General features: G+C 65.3%; 14 protein-coding genes, 1 tRNA gene and 1 pseudogene. 10 read left to right on the top strand and 6 right to left on the bottom strand.

The features are described 5' to 3' along the window. Positions 1-22 precede the first annotated feature (22 nt). From ACM42_RS10275 to rplU, 3 genes are all read right to left on the bottom strand, one after another. A complete protein-coding gene (locus ACM42_RS10275; RefSeq protein ID WP_271527811.1) occupies positions 23-616 on the bottom strand; it encodes a GNAT family N-acetyltransferase in 594 nt (197 codons plus the stop codon). Positions 617-756: 140 nt separating this feature from the next. Continuing rightward, positions 757-1,026 (bottom strand): 50S ribosomal protein L27, encoded by a 270-nt coding sequence (gene rpmA / locus ACM42_RS10270; RefSeq protein WP_008538809.1) that lies wholly within the window; start codon positions 1,024-1,026, stop codon positions 757-759. Between the two features lie 102 nt (positions 1,027-1,128). Next, positions 1,129-1,515, bottom strand: a complete 387-nt coding sequence (rplU, locus tag ACM42_RS10265; protein WP_124163569.1) for a 50S ribosomal protein L21 — start codon at positions 1,513-1,515, stop codon at positions 1,129-1,131. A gap of 330 nt (positions 1,516-1,845) precedes the next feature. Here rplU and ACM42_RS10260 point away from each other — a divergent pair, with 330 nt between their 5' ends. After that, entirely contained in the window at positions 1,846-2,976 is a 1,131-nt protein-coding gene (locus tag ACM42_RS10260) for an ROK family protein (protein WP_271527810.1), read from the top strand. Positions 2,977-3,390: 414 nt separating this feature from the next. Beyond that, positions 3,391-3,480: transfer RNA gene (locus ACM42_RS10255), tRNA-Ser, on the top strand. Between the two features lie 198 nt (positions 3,481-3,678). Here the strand turns inward: ACM42_RS10255 and ACM42_RS10250 are convergent. After that, on the bottom strand, positions 3,679-4,467 hold the full coding sequence (locus tag ACM42_RS10250; protein WP_271527809.1) for an SDR family oxidoreductase: 789 nt from the start codon (positions 4,465-4,467) through the stop codon (positions 3,679-3,681). Continuing rightward, a complete protein-coding gene (locus tag ACM42_RS10245; RefSeq protein WP_271527808.1) occupies positions 4,464-4,793 on the bottom strand; it encodes a nuclear transport factor 2 family protein in 330 nt (109 codons plus the stop codon). The genes ACM42_RS10250 and ACM42_RS10245 overlap by 4 nt, the downstream gene beginning before the upstream one ends. A 96-nt stretch (positions 4,794-4,889) precedes the next feature. Between ACM42_RS10245 and ACM42_RS10240 the strand changes: the two genes are divergently transcribed. Continuing rightward, the gene (locus ACM42_RS10240; RefSeq protein WP_271527807.1) at positions 4,890-5,783 is read left to right on the top strand and encodes a LysR family transcriptional regulator; all 894 of its coding nucleotides are present in this window, start codon (positions 4,890-4,892) and stop codon (positions 5,781-5,783) included. A gap of 84 nt (positions 5,784-5,867) precedes the next feature. On the opposite strand, the pseudogene ACM42_RS10235 reads toward ACM42_RS10240, so the two are convergent. Continuing rightward, positions 5,868-6,769: pseudogene (locus tag ACM42_RS10235) on the bottom strand (LysR family transcriptional regulator). 92 nt (positions 6,770-6,861) lie between these two features. Here ACM42_RS10235 and ACM42_RS10230 point away from each other — a divergent pair. From ACM42_RS10230 to ACM42_RS10200, 7 genes are all read left to right on the top strand, one after another. Beyond that, a complete protein-coding gene (locus ACM42_RS10230; RefSeq protein ID WP_271527806.1) occupies positions 6,862-7,923 on the top strand; it encodes an aldo/keto reductase in 1,062 nt (353 codons plus the stop codon). A gap of 77 nt (positions 7,924-8,000) precedes the next feature. Continuing rightward, positions 8,001-8,516 (top strand): nuclear transport factor 2 family protein, encoded by a 516-nt coding sequence (locus ACM42_RS10225; protein ID WP_271527805.1) that lies wholly within the window; start codon positions 8,001-8,003, stop codon positions 8,514-8,516. A gap of 426 nt (positions 8,517-8,942) precedes the next feature. Next, positions 8,943-9,167 (top strand): DUF2157 domain-containing protein, encoded by a 225-nt coding sequence (locus ACM42_RS10220; RefSeq protein WP_271527899.1) that lies wholly within the window; start codon positions 8,943-8,945, stop codon positions 9,165-9,167. Between the two features lie 358 nt (positions 9,168-9,525). Next, complete coding sequence (locus ACM42_RS10215) at positions 9,526-10,797, top strand: hypothetical protein (protein ID WP_271527804.1); 1,272 nt, start codon at positions 9,526-9,528, stop codon at positions 10,795-10,797. Between the two features lie 35 nt (positions 10,798-10,832). Then, on the top strand, positions 10,833-12,107 hold the full coding sequence (locus ACM42_RS10210) for a hypothetical protein (RefSeq protein ID WP_271527803.1): 1,275 nt from the start codon (positions 10,833-10,835) through the stop codon (positions 12,105-12,107). A 19-nt stretch (positions 12,108-12,126) separates the two neighbouring features. Continuing rightward, the gene (locus ACM42_RS10205) at positions 12,127-14,130 is read left to right on the top strand and encodes a hypothetical protein (RefSeq protein ID WP_271527802.1); all 2,004 of its coding nucleotides are present in this window, start codon (positions 12,127-12,129) and stop codon (positions 14,128-14,130) included. A 70-nt stretch (positions 14,131-14,200) separates the two neighbouring features. Next, positions 14,201-15,454 carry a hypothetical protein gene (locus ACM42_RS10200; RefSeq protein ID WP_271527801.1) on the top strand — a complete coding sequence of 418 codons (1,254 nt, stop codon included), beginning with the start codon at positions 14,201-14,203 and terminating at the stop codon, positions 15,452-15,454. Positions 15,455-15,464: the final 10 nt, after the last annotated feature.

Raw genomic sequence — 15,464 nt, 5'->3', positions numbered from 1 at the left:
GAGAATGTGGTGCGCTCTTGCGCTATTTCATGCGCCGCGCGCTGCTCCAGCTCTTCAGCGATGCCCACACGCCGCGTGACAGGCGGAAGCAGTCGACGGGCGTCGAGGAGCCCAGCGCCAGGAAGCGGTGCAGCTGCACGCCGCTCCACTGGAAGCCGCACTTCTCCAGCACCTTGCGCGAGGCCGGATTGGTGACGCGCGCACCGGCATGGAGATGCTCGTCCTCGAACTCCTCGAAGAAGAAGTCGATCGCGCCGCGCGCGGCTTCGGTGGCAAAACCCTGGCCCCAGTGCTCGACGCCGAGCCAGTAGCCGAGCTCGGCGTTGCCGGGCGTGGAGCAGTCGATGCCGACCATGCCGACCGGCCCGGTGTCGTGCTCGATCAGGAACACGGTCTCGCTGCCGAGCGCGGCGGTGGCGCGGATGAATGCGACGGCGTCGTCCTGCGAATAGGGGTGCGGAAGGCGCCGCGTGTTCTCGGCGACACGGCGGTCATTGGCGAGCCGGGCGATGGTCCTGACGTCGGCGAGGGTCGGCCGCCGCAAGGTCAGCCGCTCGGTGGCGACGACGCTGGGTCTCGCCTCCTGCAAGGTCACGCTCGAGAAATCCTGCAACATGTCCGGCTCCGTGAAAGTCACTAATTCGAAGTGAGCAAGTCAAAGAAAAGGGGAGGCCGGTTTCCCGCCTCCCCTGGAGCCTGCTTGTGGACTCCGCCGGTTCAGTCAGGACCCGGCGGACTCCAAATTTGATCCACCGTCTATTCAGCCGCCTCGGCGATCGGGAGTACCGATACGAAGGTGCGGCCGTTGGCTTTAGCCTGGAACGCAACGCGGCCCTCGATCTTGGCGAACAGGGTGTGGTCCGTGCCCATGCCGACATTAAGGCCCGGGTGCCAGGTCGTGCCGCGCTGACGCGCAATGATGTTGCCGGGAGTGACGATCTCCCCGCCGAACGCCTTGATACCGAGGCGTTTGCCTTTGGAATCGCGTCCGTTACGCGATGAACCGCCTGCTTTTTTGTGAGCCATGGCTCGTCTCCGAAATCCTGCGTATGTCTAGGTCAATTCCTTGACGGAATCATTTCAAAAGGTCTCACGCATCAATTCGTGAACTGGCGTGATCGATTCTCGTTACTCGGCGGCTTCGGCTGCCGGCTCCTTGGCTACCTTCTCCCGCTTCGGGCGCGGGCCCTTGGTGGGCTTGGCGCCGTCCGTCAGAATCTCGCTGACGCGGAGCACGGTGATCTCGTCGCGGTAGCCGCGCTTGCGGCGCGAATTCTTGCGGCGGCGCTTCTTGAACGCGATGACCTTGGGGCCGCGCTTGTGGTCGAGCACCTCGACCGCAACGGACGCACCCGCCACCGTCGGGACGCCCAGCACCGGCGTGTCGCCGCCGACCACCAGAACTTCATTCAACTGCACGATCGAGCCGACTTCGCCTTCGATCTTGCCTACTTCCAGGACATCATCCGGCACGACGCGGTATTGCTTGCCGCCGGTTTTGATGACTGCGAACATCGTTTTTTTCCTTCGTGTTCAATCCCGGCCTCGCGACTGATATCGTCGGGGCCGGCTTTTTGTCAGTCGCTAAGGGTTCATGCGCGTTTGTGCGGGCGGGACTTATCCCCTTGAAAACCCACGCAAAAGCAAGCGGCGCGAGAAACGCCCCGCGCCGACTGTGGGACTTATAGCCGCTGGATGCCGCGAGTCAAGGAAAACCGCGGGAAAAGGCCCGAGATTTGAAGGATTTGGAGCGTTTGCAAGGGCCGCGGGGAATCTCGGCCCGGGCTGCAACCAACGGGTTCCCTCGCCGTTGTCCTCGCAAATCTCTCGCGGGCAAGGGCTATCATGGCAACGGACGAGCTGGTCAAGACAACGGGCATCGCCCAGCACGGCGCGAGCCGCCTGCCGTCGGTCGATGTCGACAGCTTCAACATCGAGATCAAGGACGACAGCGGCTTTCTCGGTGACCGCGCCAGCAAGGGCGCGTTTCGCGACATTCTCGACCACTGGCGCAAGCCGCTGCGCAAGACGGGGGAGGACCCGTTCGGTAAGGTGCCGACGGAGGAGATCAACAAGAAGACGCTGGACGCCATCCTGGTCGGCGACGACACCGAGGCCTCGGCCGTGGTGCACAGCGCGATCGAGGATTTCGCCCAGGAGCTCGCCTATGTCACGCGCCGCTTCCTCAAGACCAAGGCCTGGGCCAAGACCGAGCGCATCGTCGTCGGCGGCGGCTTTCGCGATTCCCGGCTCGGCGAGCTCGTGATCGCCCGCGCCGAGATCATCCTGAAGTCGGACGACTTCAAGATCGACCTGCAGCCGATCCGCCATCATCCCGACGAAGCCGGCCTCATCGGCGCGCTGCATCTGGCGCCGTCCTGGATCTTCGAAGCCCATGACAGCATCCTCGCCGTCGACATCGGCGGCACCAACATCCGCTGCGGCCTGGTGGAAACCGGCTGGAAGAAGGCCAAGGATCTGTCGAAGGCCAAGGTGGTGCATTCCGAGCTGTGGCGCCACGCCGACGACGAGCCGACGCGCGAAGCCGCGGTGAAGCGGCTTACCAAGATGCTGAAGGGGTTGATCACGGAAGCCGAGAACGAAGGCTACAAGCTCGCGCCTTTCATCGGCATCGCATGCCCCGGGGTGATCAACCCGGACGGCTCGATCGAGAAGGGCGCGCAGAACCTGCCGGGCAATTGGGAGAGCAGCAAGTTCAACCTGCCGGCGAGCCTCATCGAGGCGATCCCCGTCATCGGCGAGCACGACACGGCGATCCTGATGCACAATGACGGCGTCGTTCAGGGTCTGTCGGAAGTGCCGTTCATGCAGGATGTCGAGCGCTGGGGCGTGCTCACCATCGGCACCGGGCTCGGCAACGCGCGCTTCACCAACCGCCGCAAGGAGAACGGCAACGGCAAAGACCGCGATTCCACGGAGAACGGGAAGAAAAAGGGCAAGAACGACAAGGAGTAACCTTGACTGGTTAGGTTAAGGGGCGGATTGCGTTGCGCCATGCGGACTACACGCTACGGTCGAAATCGCCGCTTTCACTCGGCCGGCGAAGCCGCCCTTCCTGGCCAGTATTTCAATGAGCGGCACGGGACCGCCAGTGTTTACCGCGTCTGGCGGTCCCACCCCGTCTGTTTTCCTTCGAGCCGTGATTCGCGTCTGCGGCCTCGGCCCCCGCGCCGGGCGAAGCGCGAAAACTCCGGGCCGAAAGGCTCGAACGCGCGCCAAAATCCGCAATCGGCGCCGTCAGCACCGTGACCGTCGCGGGTTCGGCGAAAACCATTCCGATTTTCGTCTCCCGCGCCTTGTCTGGCCCGCCATCCTCGCCTATTAACGCCCCCAACCACAGGGGCCGCAGCTCCTAACTTGGCGCCTTCAGGAGAGGTGGCAGAGTGGTTGAATGCACCGCACTCGAAATGCGGCATAGGTGCAAGCCTATCGGGGGTTCGAATCCCTCCCTCTCCGCCATTCTGTGATACGCCGCCATATGCCGACGCTTCGGTCGCTTGAGCCGTCGCCTATGCGCTCAGTTCTTGAATGCCGGCATCTGAGACGAAGCCGACATTTCCGAGCTAAGCCTTCGACGTCGGCTACCGACACTTGCCATTTCTAACCTGGAGCCGCTTCCCGGCGCCCGCCGCGGAGGGCGAACGTCGGGGCCGGACTTCAGACGGTCCGAACCGTGCCGCCGTCGATGACGAACTCGGCGCCGTGGATCGCTGCGGCGCGATCGGAGGCCAGGTAGGCGATGAGGTCGGCGACCTCATAGGGCTCGGCCGCACGCCCGATCGGGATCCCGCCCAGACCGTCGAGGACGACTTGCCGCGCTTCCTCGATCGAGCCGCCATTTGCGGCCTGCAGACGCTTCAGCATGTCGACGGACGACTCGGTCATGATCCAGCCGGGGGAGACGGCGTTGACCCGCACGCCCTTCGGCCCCAGTTCTTTGGAGAGCGACTTGCTGTAGGTTCTGAGCGCAGCCTTGGCGGCGGCGTAGCCGGTGGTCGACTCGGGAAGAGGCAGAACTGACTGGATGGAGGTGACGCGCACCACCGTGCCGGCGCCCCGTTCGATCATCTGCGGAACGAGAAGACGATCAAGGCGGACTGTGGCTAGAAGGTTCAGGTTCAGCTCGGCGAGCCAATGATCGTCCGTCAGGGCAACAAAGCCGCCGCCCGGCGAGGACGAGCCACCAATCACATGGGCCAGGATGTCGACGCCGCCCATATGCTCAAGCGCGGCTTTGGCCAGGATTTCCCCTCCCTCGGCCGTCGTCAGGTCCGCTTGGACGAACGCGACGCCGTCGACGGGCTCCATGGTTCCGCGGGCAGCGGTGATCACCCGGGCGCCGCCGACCAGGAAGCGGTCGACGGTGGCGCGGCCCAGACCCTTGCTGCCGCCGCTGATCAGCACGCGCTTTCCCGCGAACTCGGTCGGATCAGCCTTGATGGTCATAGCGTGATCTCCAAGGCTTTGATGGCATTGTTTTCGAGCGTGAAACCATAGGTGAAGCGGATGGGGCTGCCTTTGAAGTCGCCATGGGCAAGGCCTTCGACCACGACCTGACCGTTCTCGTGGCGAACGGTATCCGGCACAAATATCGCCTTCGCGCCGATCACCGCCTCTTCGAGCAAGGTCCGCACTTCGGCGTGGCCCTCATGACGGTGTCCGTTGTCCAGGATGACCGCATCGGCGGCGAACGGCTTCAGCATGCCGTCCACGTCGAGCTGTGCGTTGGCCTCGACATAGTCGGCTATGGGTTTGGGTAGTTCGATCGACATCGCTCGGCTCCTTGACGTGACACGGTTGATTTAGAGATAGACATCACTCACGATAATCGGGGCAAACCGGCATGGGGTGTTGCGAAAAGTGGGACAATGCCGAAACACGGCCTGATCGAATTTGATGCTGTCCTCGCCATCGCGCGGCGCGGATCGTTCCGGGCAGCGGCGCTGGAACTTGGCCTGTCGACCACCGCACTGAGCAACGTCATCGGGAAACTGGAGCGCCAACTCGGCGTCCGACTATTCAATCGGACGACGCGCAGTGTGTCCCTGACGGATGCCGGACGGAACTTCGTCGATCAGGTCGGGCCTGCCGTAAAGACGCTTCACGATGCGATGGGGGCTGCCCGTTCGCAGCAGGAAATCCCGTCCGGAACGCTTCGGATCAATGCGTTCGCAACAGGAGCGCGGGAGGTTCTTGGTCCGCTCCTGTTGAAGTTCCTGCGACGCTATCCCCACGTTCACATCGATCTCGTCACCGAGGGCCGGATCGTCGACATCGTTGCCGAAGGGTTCGATCTCGGCCTGAGGAGCGCCGACCTGGTGCCGAGCGACATGATTGCCATTCCCGTCGGTCCTCCCCGTAGCTTTGCCGTGGTCGCATCGCCCGAATATTTCAGAGCCAACGGTAAGCCCCGCGTGCCTCCCGACCTGCTGCGCCATTCATGCCTGCGCATCCGGCTGCCGAATGGCGCGCTGCATCGCTGGCAATTCGAAAAGGAGGGTCAGTCCGTCCAGATCGACGTTCAAGGGCCTGTCACGCTGGACGAGGCCAGCCTCTCGCGCATCACGGTGCTCGACCATGTCGGCATCGGCTACTTCATGGAGTCCGATGTGCGCGAAGACATCGAGGCGGGGCGTCTCGTTCGGGTCCTGGAGGACTGGACGCCGCTACTGGCACCTCTGTGTCTCTACTATCCTAGCAGGCGCAATCCCTCGGCCGCGTTCAAGGCGTTGATCGACATGGCGCGTGGCCCTGCCAGCTGACGGTTTGCTGGATGACTGGTTTTGTCGAGAGCGCGAGTTGGCGATCGCGGTGCATCTTGTTCGGGCGTGGCCCGCCAGCAGTTTCTAACTCTTTCTGGCCGGCCGATAACGCACGTGATCGATGAGGCTACGCAGCTTCGGCGGAAGATTCCGCCGGTCCGGAAAGTAGAGGAAAAAGCCTGGGAAGAACGGACAGTACTCCTCCAGCACGGGCACCAGCTCACCTCGCTCGATATAGGGCCGGAAGGTCTCTTCCATGCCGAAGGTCAGGCCGCCTCCCGCGCAGGCGGTCCGCACCATGACCCACATGTCGTTCGTCGTGATCCTCGGGTTCACCGCGACGTCGAACTCGCGCCCCGCCTCGGTAAATTCCCAGCGGTAGGGAGCCACGTGCGGCGCCGGCCGCCACCCGATGCAGCAATGCTGCGAAAGTTCGCGCGGGTGAGAGGGGGCGCCGAACCGCTCCAGATAGGCCGGAGCGGCCACGACGAGCTGACGCTGATCGCCTGAGACCGGCACGGCGATCATGTCCTGCTCGATCACCTCGCCGAGCCGGACGCCTGCATCGTAGCCCCCGGCCACGATGTCGAATTCCTCATCGGTCACGGTCACGTCGACCTGCACGCCGGGATTGGCGTGCGCGAACTCGGCCAGCAGCGGCCCGCGAATGAATCGCTCGGCGATCGACGAAACAGCCAGTCGCAGCTGCCCCGTCGGCTGCGCGTCACGATCGCGCGCACCATCGATCGCCTGTTCGACCTCGGCGACCGCCGGCGCCACGCGCTGGTGCAGGCGCATGCCCGCTTCGGTAAGACTGACGCTCCGGGTCGTTCGCTGGACCAGAGCCACGCCCAACCGGTCTTCCATGCGTCGGATGGCCTGGCTCACGGCGGACCGGGTCACGCCGAGCCGCTCGGCGGCGCCACGGAAGCTATTCGCTTCCGCAACGCGATGAAGACGGCGACGAGGTTCAGGTCGGTGTTCATTGGTTAGCTGAGCTTACCACCCCGGTCATCATTGGCCAACTTGTCTCAACTTTCGTTGGAAATTACGTCTCCGCCATACGATGGAGGCTCTGATGACATCACTTGATCACTACCGCCTGCTCGGTCGTTCCGGCTTGCGGGTATCTCCCCTCGCACTGGGCACGATGACCTTCGGGACCGAGTGGGGATGGGGCGCCGACGCCGGCGAGGCACGTCGGATATTCGACCTGTACGTCGATCGCGGCGGCAATTTCATCGACACGGCAGTGAACTATACCAATGGTGCTTCGGAGCGCCTGGTTGGCCAGTTCGCCCGGGACAAGCGCGACCGCCTCGTGCTCGCAACCAAATTCACCATGGCGCGCGACCCCGGCAATCCCAATTCCGGCGGCAACCACCGGCTCAACATGGTTCGTTCGGTGGAGCAGAGCCTGCGGCAGCTCGACACCGACCGCATCGACCTGCTTTACCTCCACGGCTGGGATGCGACGACGCAGCCGGATGAAGTGATGCGCGCTCTGGACGATCTCGTGCGCAGCGGCAAGGTCCAGTACGTCGGCATCTGCAACACGCCGGCCTGGCGCATTTCGCAGCTGCAGACGATCGCAGATCTGCGCGGCTGGTCGCCCTTCGTTGCCCTGCAGATCGAATATAATCTGGTCGAGCGCACGGTCGAGCATGAGCTCATTCCGCTGGCGGCGAGCCTCGGATTGGGCGTGCTGCCCTGGTCGCCTCTCGGCGGCGGCGTGCTCACCGGCAAGTACACAAGGGCCGATCTCAGGGATTCCCAGGAGCGCGCCGTCGGAACGACGCGCGCCTCGATCATCGCATCATCCGGCCTACTCACCGCGCGATCGCTGGATGCGGCCGAGACGGTGCGAGCCATCGCCTGGGAGCTCGGCGCGACATCCTCGCAGGTCGCCATCGCATGGACGCTGGCCAATCCCGCAGTCATCGCACCGGTGATCGGAGCCCGCACGCTGGAGCAGGCGCAAGACAATTTCAGTGCGGTCGGGATAACGCTGTCTCCTGACCAGCTGGCGCGCCTCGACCAGGCGACCGCGCCAGATCCCATTTTTCCAGGCCGCTTCCTGCGCCGCCCGATGGTCGAGCAGCTCATCTTTGGCGGCGCCACCGTCGCGCGGCGCGGGTAGATCGAGCAACAACGCGACCGGCCGCGCGTGCATCACTTCGGGGCAGGACGGCATTTTGCACCAGAATGGGAGACACAATGGTTGCCATGGTCAATCGCGCACTCGCGTGGTGCGTCTACGCGGTCATCTTCACGGCATCAAGCCTGACGACGGCCGCGCCTTGCGGGCAGGCCAGCTCGGTGCAGGACGACAACAAGCGGATCGTCACCGATGCGTTCGATCGCTGGGCGGCGGGAGGGACCACCTTCTTCAATGATCTGCTGCATGACAACGTGGTGTGGCGCATCAAGGGATCCGGTCCAAGCGCCGGCGAGTTCCGAGGGCGCGATGCGTTCCTGGATCGAGCGGTCCGCCCGTTCGCGACCCGGTTGTCGACACCGGTCCGTCCGACAGCCGTGAGGATTCTTGCCGACGGTGACCACGTCATCGCGCATTGGGAAGGTGGCGGCGTGGCGCGCGACGGCAAGTCCTACGCGAACAGCTATGCGTGGATCCTGCGCATGCAGGACGGCAAGGCCGCGGAGGTGACGGCCTATCTCGACCTCGCGCCCTATGACGACGTCCTGCGTCGTATTCCTTCGCCGGCTCAATAGGCCGGCTGCGAGGAGCAGGGTAATCGCACATGAGAGTGATATCGCTTGTGGCCATCCTTCGAGACGCCCGCCGTTGGCGGGCCCTCAGGATGAGGACCGAGTGCGTGGCGCTGGTTTCAGCGGGCTCCGATGCCGCTTAGCCTCATCCTGAGGAGACAGCGAAGCTGTCGTCTCGAAGGACGAGGCGCGCGCTCAGCTCGCGCAAAGAGCCATATGCGATAACCTTGCTGCGAGGAGGAGGTTGAACCCACCGCCTGGACGATCCGACCTAGCAAGGTCTCGCCGTCCGGCGGACGCTAGGTGATCCCCAACGATGTTCGACAAATCCTACCGGCAGCGCCTCGAAGCCGATCTTGCGCAATGGGAAGCCGATGGCGTGCTCGCGCCGGCGGCGGCCTCCTGATCGCGGCCGCGTTCCTCGCCTTCGTGGCGGCGCACTGGACGGAGATCGCGCGGCTGTTGCGGTTCGCGATCCTGCTCGCCGGCATGATTGTCACCTGCGCGCTCGGCGCCTGGTTCGCTGCGACCGGCCGCAACGTTCTCGCCGATCTCTGCGCCAGCATCGGGGCGATCATCTTCGGTGCGGGCATCGCGCTGGTCGGCCAGATGTATCATCTCGGCGAGGATTTTGCCGGCGGCATGCTGCTGTAGGCCCGGCGAACGTCGGTCAATCGCTTCGAGCAGACTTGCCGCGCGCCAGCGCTAGCCGGCACATGGTTGCGGAGAAGTTGCCTATTGATCGGGGCCCGATCGAGGACCGAATCCGCCAACAACCGGCGCGCAACGTCGCCCCCTCCTGCGCATTTATGCGGCTCCGCGTCGCCGGGGATAGCCCGAAGGCAATTTCGCCAGCTCCCCCGCTACGGCGAATCCATCTTCCCCGCGGGCGAGGGCCATCGCGGGATTTTCCTCGCATTTTCAATGACCGCGCGGCTGGCACACGCCTTGCGAAACGGAGAGGGACGATGAGCGTCGCGCGGTTGCGATTGCCTGGCCCCGGGAATTCGGAATGCCCAGCCCACTCACCGAATACAGTCCCGAATGGGAAACTTTCGAGGCCGAGGCGTCGGAGCTGGCGGATTCGGATCGCCGCGAGATCATCGACGAATCGACTGAGCTCGACCTCGCCAGCGAATTGCTGGCGGTCAGCAACGAGCTGGAGCTCGACCAGTTCCTCGGCGATCTCATTCGCAAGGTCGGCCGCGCGGCCGGCTCGATCGTGCACTCGCCGCTCGGCAAGGCGATCGGCCCCCGGCTGAAAAGTGTGATCAAAACGGCGTTGCCGCTCGCAGGCGGCGCGCTTGGGACTTTCGCGGGCGGACCCCTCGGCGCTTCGATAGGCAGCGGACTAGCCTCCATGGCCGGGCGAGCATTCGGCCTCGAGCTCGAGGGACTGGGCCCGGAGGACCGCGAGCTTGCAGCGGCAAAACGCTTCGTGCGCTTCGCCAGCGAGGCGGTGGGCGACGCGATCGGGGCACCGCGATCGCAGGAGCCGGCGACAACCGCTCGACTCGCGATCGCGGCTGCGGCGCGGCGCAACGCGCCGGGATTGTGGCGCTACACGATCCCGCGCGGCCGCAAACGTCGGCGGCAGTCGCAACGCGACCGTTCGGGCGGACCCATCCACATTCGATCTGCGGAGGACAGCATGCACAACATTGGCCGCATTCAGCTCGAGACCGATCCCGAGTTGGAGAACTACGAAGCCGGTCAGCTCGAATGGCTCGGCGAAACCGTATTCAACGAAGCCGAGGAGATGGAGCTCGCCGCGCAACTGATGGAAGTCAACAGCGAGGAGGAGCTCGATCAGTTTCTCGGCGACCTGATCCGCAAGGCCGGGCGTGCGCTCGGCAGCTTCGTGAGCTCCCCGTCCGGCCAGGCGATCGGCGGGATCCTGAAAGGCGCGGTCCGGCAGATCCTGCCGCACGCTGCGGGTGCGCTCGGCACGTTCGTCGGTGGGCCGCTCGGTGCGCAGATCGGCAACGGCCTCGCGGCGATGGCGGGCAACGAGATGGAAGCGGAAAGTTTCGAACAGGAGGATCGCGAATTCGCCGGCGCGCGGCAGTTCGTGCGTGTCGGCGCCGACGCCGTCAGGAACACGGTCGCGGCGGGGCCGCATGTCGAGGCGATGGAGGCGGCCCAAGCCGGTATTGCCCAGGCGGCGAATGCGCTGGCTCCGGCGTTGCTGCGGCCGCCCGCTCCCGACCTCGGACCATGTCGCTGCGGTCAGCGCGGCCGCTGGCGGCGTCGCGGCAACAAGATCGTACTTTACGGCGTCTAGGGCAGGGTATCGTGATCGGCTCCTTCGCAAAATCGATGCTGCTGCACGAGACGCGCGCCCTGCTGGCGCGGCTGGCGCTGGTCAAGCCGTTTGCGCTGCAGGAGCCGATGCTGCCCGCAGCGGCGTTGCTCCCGGCCGCGGAGGTCGCGATCGACCGCTTCCTGCTCGCCGGGCGCCGCGAGCTGAGGCTCATGGTCGGCCGCTACCTGGCCTGGCTGAATGCGGCTGGCGACGAGGTCAGCGCCGAGGAGGCGCAGCGCCGTTTCGCGGTGCTGCGTCTCAAGTTCAACGCGGTGCTGACCCAGTTCGACACCTTCGCAGATGTGATCACGCAGCGTAGCGAGAACGAGTCGGGCGTTTGGCTGTCCGGGCTCGACGTGGTGGCGGCCGAGGCCCTCGCGCTGCCCGGCTATTACGATCCGCCGCCGGTCATCTGCTATCTCGATCGCGACATCGGCGCAGCGATACGGCGCGCGCGCACGCGCATGCCCGGCGGCGGCGAGAGTCCGGTGGCCATCATCCGCGTTCCGCGCGAGCGCATGGTCGGCACCAGCATCGCGTCGTCGCTGGTGCACGAGGTCGGGCATCAGGCGGCAGCCTTGCTGGATCTGGTCAATTCGCTCCGGCCGGCGCTGTGGCGGCTGCAGCGTGGAGCCGGAGCCGCCCGCCGCGCCTGGCAATTGTGGGAACGCTGGATCTCCGAGATCGTCGCCGATTTCTGGTCGGTCGCGCGGGTCGGAATCGCGTCCACCCTCGGGCTCATCGGTGTCGTCAGCCTGCCGCGCGCCTTCGTGTTTCGCCTCAACGCCGATGACCCGCATCCGATGCCGTGGATCCGCGTCAAGCTCAGCGCGGCGATCGGAGATGCGCTCTATCCGCACCCGCAATGGCAGCGGCTGAGCGCGACATGGGAGTCGTTCTACCCACCGGACGGCGTGGCGGCGGAGATGCAGGCGCTGCTGCAGGAGTTGCAGGCGACCATGCCCGCTTTTGCGGCCGCGCTGATCAACCACCGGCCGCCGGCGTTGCGCGGCCGGTCGCTCGCCGAAGTGATGGACACCGGGGCGCGGCAGCCCGCGCGGCTCGCTGCGCTGTTCCGGTCCTGGCAGGCGCAGCCATCGGAAATGTATCGCGCGAAGCCGACGCTGGTCTTTGCCGTGATGGGACAAGCGCGCTCGGACGGCAAGCTCAGTCCCGAGGACGAGAGCCTGCTGCTCTGCAAGCTGCTCGCCTTCTGGGCGCTGCGCGCCACGTTGGACATGTCGGAAATCTGTGCGGCCGCGCCGGTTGCGCGCGCCCGCGCTGCATGAAGGCTCAAAGGAGGATCAGATGATCAAGAAGATTCAGACGGTCGAGCTCCAGGCGAGTGCCAACCTGGTTCTGCGGAGTAGTGACACGGTGACCCTCACGGTCAATCTCTCGGATCTGGAGCTGGAGAGGATCACGGCGGAGCACGGCCCCCCGGTGTTCGCAATCGACGGCGTGGATATCGAGCTCGATGCGCACAATCCGCGAATGGCACGATGGACGCCGCAAAAGATGTCAACGGCCGTCTACCACGCGACCGTCGCAGTGGCCGCCAGGAATGAGAAGCCGCACGTGATCGGTGAGACGTGGATCCACACCGTAGCCACCCGGGCCGAGGGCGGGCCGGAGTGGCATCTGGAGGTCAATGACGGCGAAAGGGGCGTTGAAGAGGGCGAGCCGATCGACCTCGAAGTGGCAGGCCCCCCCGTAGAGCGCGCCAAGCTGCACTGGCGGTTTGACGCCGGCAACAAGGGGACGATCCGCCGCGACAACACCTCAGTCACGAAGGCGTTCTGGGATACGAGCGGGATGCTCGCCGGCACGCACACCGTCAGCGCCTGGCTGGTGGACGAACGGGGATCCGCCGTGACGTCCGGGCACGATCCCGTGGTGCTGACCGGCACGGGACGCGTCAGGGCGCAGCCGCTCGGCCGCGGCGACACGTTGCGCGTGTCGCTGCAGCGTCCGGCCGCACTACGCACCCGTGACCAGGCGTTCTGGTCGCTGATCCGCAGTTGCACGGGGCAGATCAGCGGCGCCCGCTATGCCGAGTTCATCGAAGGCGTGCTCTGCAAGCAGAAAACCGACCTCCTCGGCCGCGGTTCGATGCTCGCGAGCCGGCTGGTGCGCGACGCGCGCGATCTGCAGCCGTTCAGCTACGGTGTCGGAGCCTACGAGCTCTTGAAGACCGCTACGCAGGTGTTCCTGCTGCTGGAATGCGGCGGCTGTCATGCGGAGATCAAGAATCTCGATCCGGACGACGAGTCGCTGCGCTTCGGCGAGCAGGTGACGCTGGAGGATCTGCGCGCGCGGCTCTGCGCCTACATCCCGCACGGACAGCTGCCTTACATCAAGCGTGTACTCGATAGCGCTTTCCAGGGCGAAACGGAGATCGCCAGCCTGCACTGCTATGGCGTGCTCAGCTCGCGGATCCAGGTGCCGTGCCTGCTCGAGCTGATCTGGTCGTACTGGCACGAGGAAGGCATGCTGGTGCAGAGCATCGGCGCCATCGCGCGGCGCTTCCAGAACGTGCGGGCGCGGGGAGACCGCGATCCGCTCGCCCATCTCGAGATCGATCCGCTGCGTCCGCTCGGCAACCTGTTGTGGGGCTACATTCAGGACGAGCCGAACCTGCTGTCCGTGAAGCGCCGCGCCTATGAATACGACCATCAGTATGGCCTGCAGCTTTACGGCAAGGCGGTGCCGCCGCTGCGGTCGGCGGACAGCCGGTCGAAATTCCTCGAGGCATTCCACCATCTGCTGCACCGCTGCTCGATCTTCTACAAGGAGGACAACGACACGACGGTAATCGCCGACGGCTTCGCGCTGCTCAACGCGCTGCAGGAGGTGCACATCCTGCTGGCCGAAGGCGCGAACAACCAGTTCGGCGATCTGCCGTGGACGGCGCGCGCCGAGATGCTGATGCAGCAATGGCTGCTGTCGCGGCCGGAGATGCGCGACTTCCTGCAGGGCCGCCGCATGGTGCCCTACAAGGAGCCGTGGATGGCGACGGTCGACACCATGAAGGCGCTGCAGGGATGGACCGACATTCCGGTCACCTACTTCCGCGACCTCGGTGTCTATGGCGAGCAGATCCTGCTGACGATCCGCTACGGCGACTGGATCGACGTCAACAACGAGGAGGCGGCGAAGAACTGGGCCCGCTCCTGGCGACCCGAGGTCCAGGGATACCTGCACGCCTACCGTGCCGTCACCGGCATGGATCTCACCAACGCCGAGATGGTCGACCACACCATGCCGGCGATCCACCTTCAGAACCGGTTGGCGATGCAGCGGTCCCGGTGAAGGGCCGGCCGCGGCAGCATCACTGGGATCTCGTCTCCGGTCGCGCAACCAAACTGTCAGTGAGGACATCATGAACAGGGCATTCGAGAGCGAACGCAGCGATTTCGAGTTCAATTCCGAGATGGACGAATTCGGCGAGGCAGAATTCGGCGAAGCGGAGTCCGATGAAGCCGAATTCGGCGAAGCGGAGATCCGCGATCACCGGCGACGGTTGTCGCGTCTGCCGCCGCGCGCTTACCCGCAACGGCCATACACATCGCGCGTCAGCGCACCGTCGTTCCGTTACTCGCCGTCCGGCCAGGCTTCGCGCTACTACGCGGCGCGTCCCTATCGTTCGACTGTCTATGGCTCGCGTCCCTTTGGAGCCAGTCGGTGGTGGTCGGCGCGGCCAGTCTATGGATCGCAGGTTTACGGGATGCAGCAGCCGGTACGTTATGGCTACTGGCAGCAGCCCTATACGGCCGGCATAGCCCCGCGCTGGCGCCGCTGGCGTCGCTGGTATGGCGGTGGCTGGCCATACGGCCAAATGCGGTACCCGCAGCCTTACGACGAACCGCAATACCCCGAGCCGGCTTATGTCGAGCCGCCGCCACCGCCTCCGGTTGTTGCGCCGATGGTACAGATGGCGCCGCCGCCTGACGCTGAGCCGCCAAGTCCCGCGCCGGCCGAGCCTCCAGCGCCGCCACCCACCGGCCAGTCAGGCGAGTTCTTTATCGAGCCGGAGGCCTTCGAGTTCGAGTCGGAATACGGCTACGAGGGCGAACAGGACGAGTTCGAGGACGAATACGAACAGGGCTGGTATACGCCGAGGCGGCTCACGGGTCCGTGTCCTGCCTACGCGCCCGGCGAGGTCGCGAAGTCGAGGACCGAGGCGGGTCACCTTCCTGCCGATGTCTTCCCGCAGCCAAGCCAGGCGCTGGTCGCGGACTTCGGCGTCGATTGGCGCCATACCAAGCCGAGCCTCGCCCATGACGCCACGCTGCAGGCCTGGCTTGCGAGCGCAATCGCCGAGATGCGGGCCAATCCCGCGGTCGGTCTCTCGGTCGTTGGCTTCAGCGATTGCGTGGGGCGTGAGAACAACAACAGCTTCCTGCGCCGCGGCCGGGCCGAACGCGTGAAGGAACTGCTGCTGCGGCTCGCGGGTCCTGACCGCGCATTCCTCAGCTCGAGGCTCGACGCCTGGGCGGCACCGAGGGACGAATTCATCGCCGACAATGGCACGGTTGCCGGGCGCGCGCAGAACCGCGGGGTGCTGATCATGAAGTCGGAGATCATCCGCGTCACCGGGGCCGCGCCCGGTCGTGGCCGGCGATCAGGCCCGTAACGTACTGACG

Source organism: Bradyrhizobium sp. CCBAU 25338, assembly GCF_028128965.1.
Classification (GTDB): Bacteria; Pseudomonadota; Alphaproteobacteria; order Rhizobiales; family Xanthobacteraceae; genus Bradyrhizobium; species Bradyrhizobium liaoningense.
Note: the sequence above shows the minus strand (reverse complement) of the source record. Positions and strands in the feature narration are given on the sequence as shown.

Excerpts from the sequence above, each read along its gene's own strand:
- ACM42_RS10275 (WP_271527811.1), bottom strand. The coding sequence starts at position 616 with ATGTTGCAGGATTTCTCGAGCGTGACCTTGCAGGAGGCGAGACCCAGC.
- rpmA (WP_008538809.1), bottom strand. The coding sequence starts at position 1,026 with ATGGCTCACAAAAAAGCAGGCGGTTCATCGCGTAACGGACGCGATTCC.
- rplU (WP_124163569.1), bottom strand. The coding sequence starts at position 1,515 with ATGTTCGCAGTCATCAAAACCGGCGGCAAGCAATACCGCGTCGTGCCG.
- ACM42_RS10260 (WP_271527810.1), top strand. The coding sequence starts at position 1,846 with ATGGCAACGGACGAGCTGGTCAAGACAACGGGCATCGCCCAGCACGGC.
- ACM42_RS10250 (WP_271527809.1), bottom strand. The coding sequence starts at position 4,467 with ATGACCATCAAGGCTGATCCGACCGAGTTCGCGGGAAAGCGCGTGCTG.
- ACM42_RS10245 (WP_271527808.1), bottom strand. The coding sequence starts at position 4,793 with ATGTCGATCGAACTACCCAAACCCATAGCCGACTATGTCGAGGCCAAC.
- ACM42_RS10240 (WP_271527807.1), top strand. The coding sequence starts at position 4,890 with ATGCCGAAACACGGCCTGATCGAATTTGATGCTGTCCTCGCCATCGCG.
- ACM42_RS10230 (WP_271527806.1), top strand. The coding sequence starts at position 6,862 with ATGACATCACTTGATCACTACCGCCTGCTCGGTCGTTCCGGCTTGCGG.
- ACM42_RS10225 (WP_271527805.1), top strand. The coding sequence starts at position 8,001 with ATGGTTGCCATGGTCAATCGCGCACTCGCGTGGTGCGTCTACGCGGTC.
- ACM42_RS10215 (WP_271527804.1), top strand. The coding sequence starts at position 9,526 with ATGCCCAGCCCACTCACCGAATACAGTCCCGAATGGGAAACTTTCGAG.
- ACM42_RS10210 (WP_271527803.1), top strand. The coding sequence starts at position 10,833 with ATGCTGCTGCACGAGACGCGCGCCCTGCTGGCGCGGCTGGCGCTGGTC.
- ACM42_RS10205 (WP_271527802.1), top strand. The coding sequence starts at position 12,127 with ATGATCAAGAAGATTCAGACGGTCGAGCTCCAGGCGAGTGCCAACCTG.
- ACM42_RS10200 (WP_271527801.1), top strand. The coding sequence starts at position 14,201 with ATGAACAGGGCATTCGAGAGCGAACGCAGCGATTTCGAGTTCAATTCC.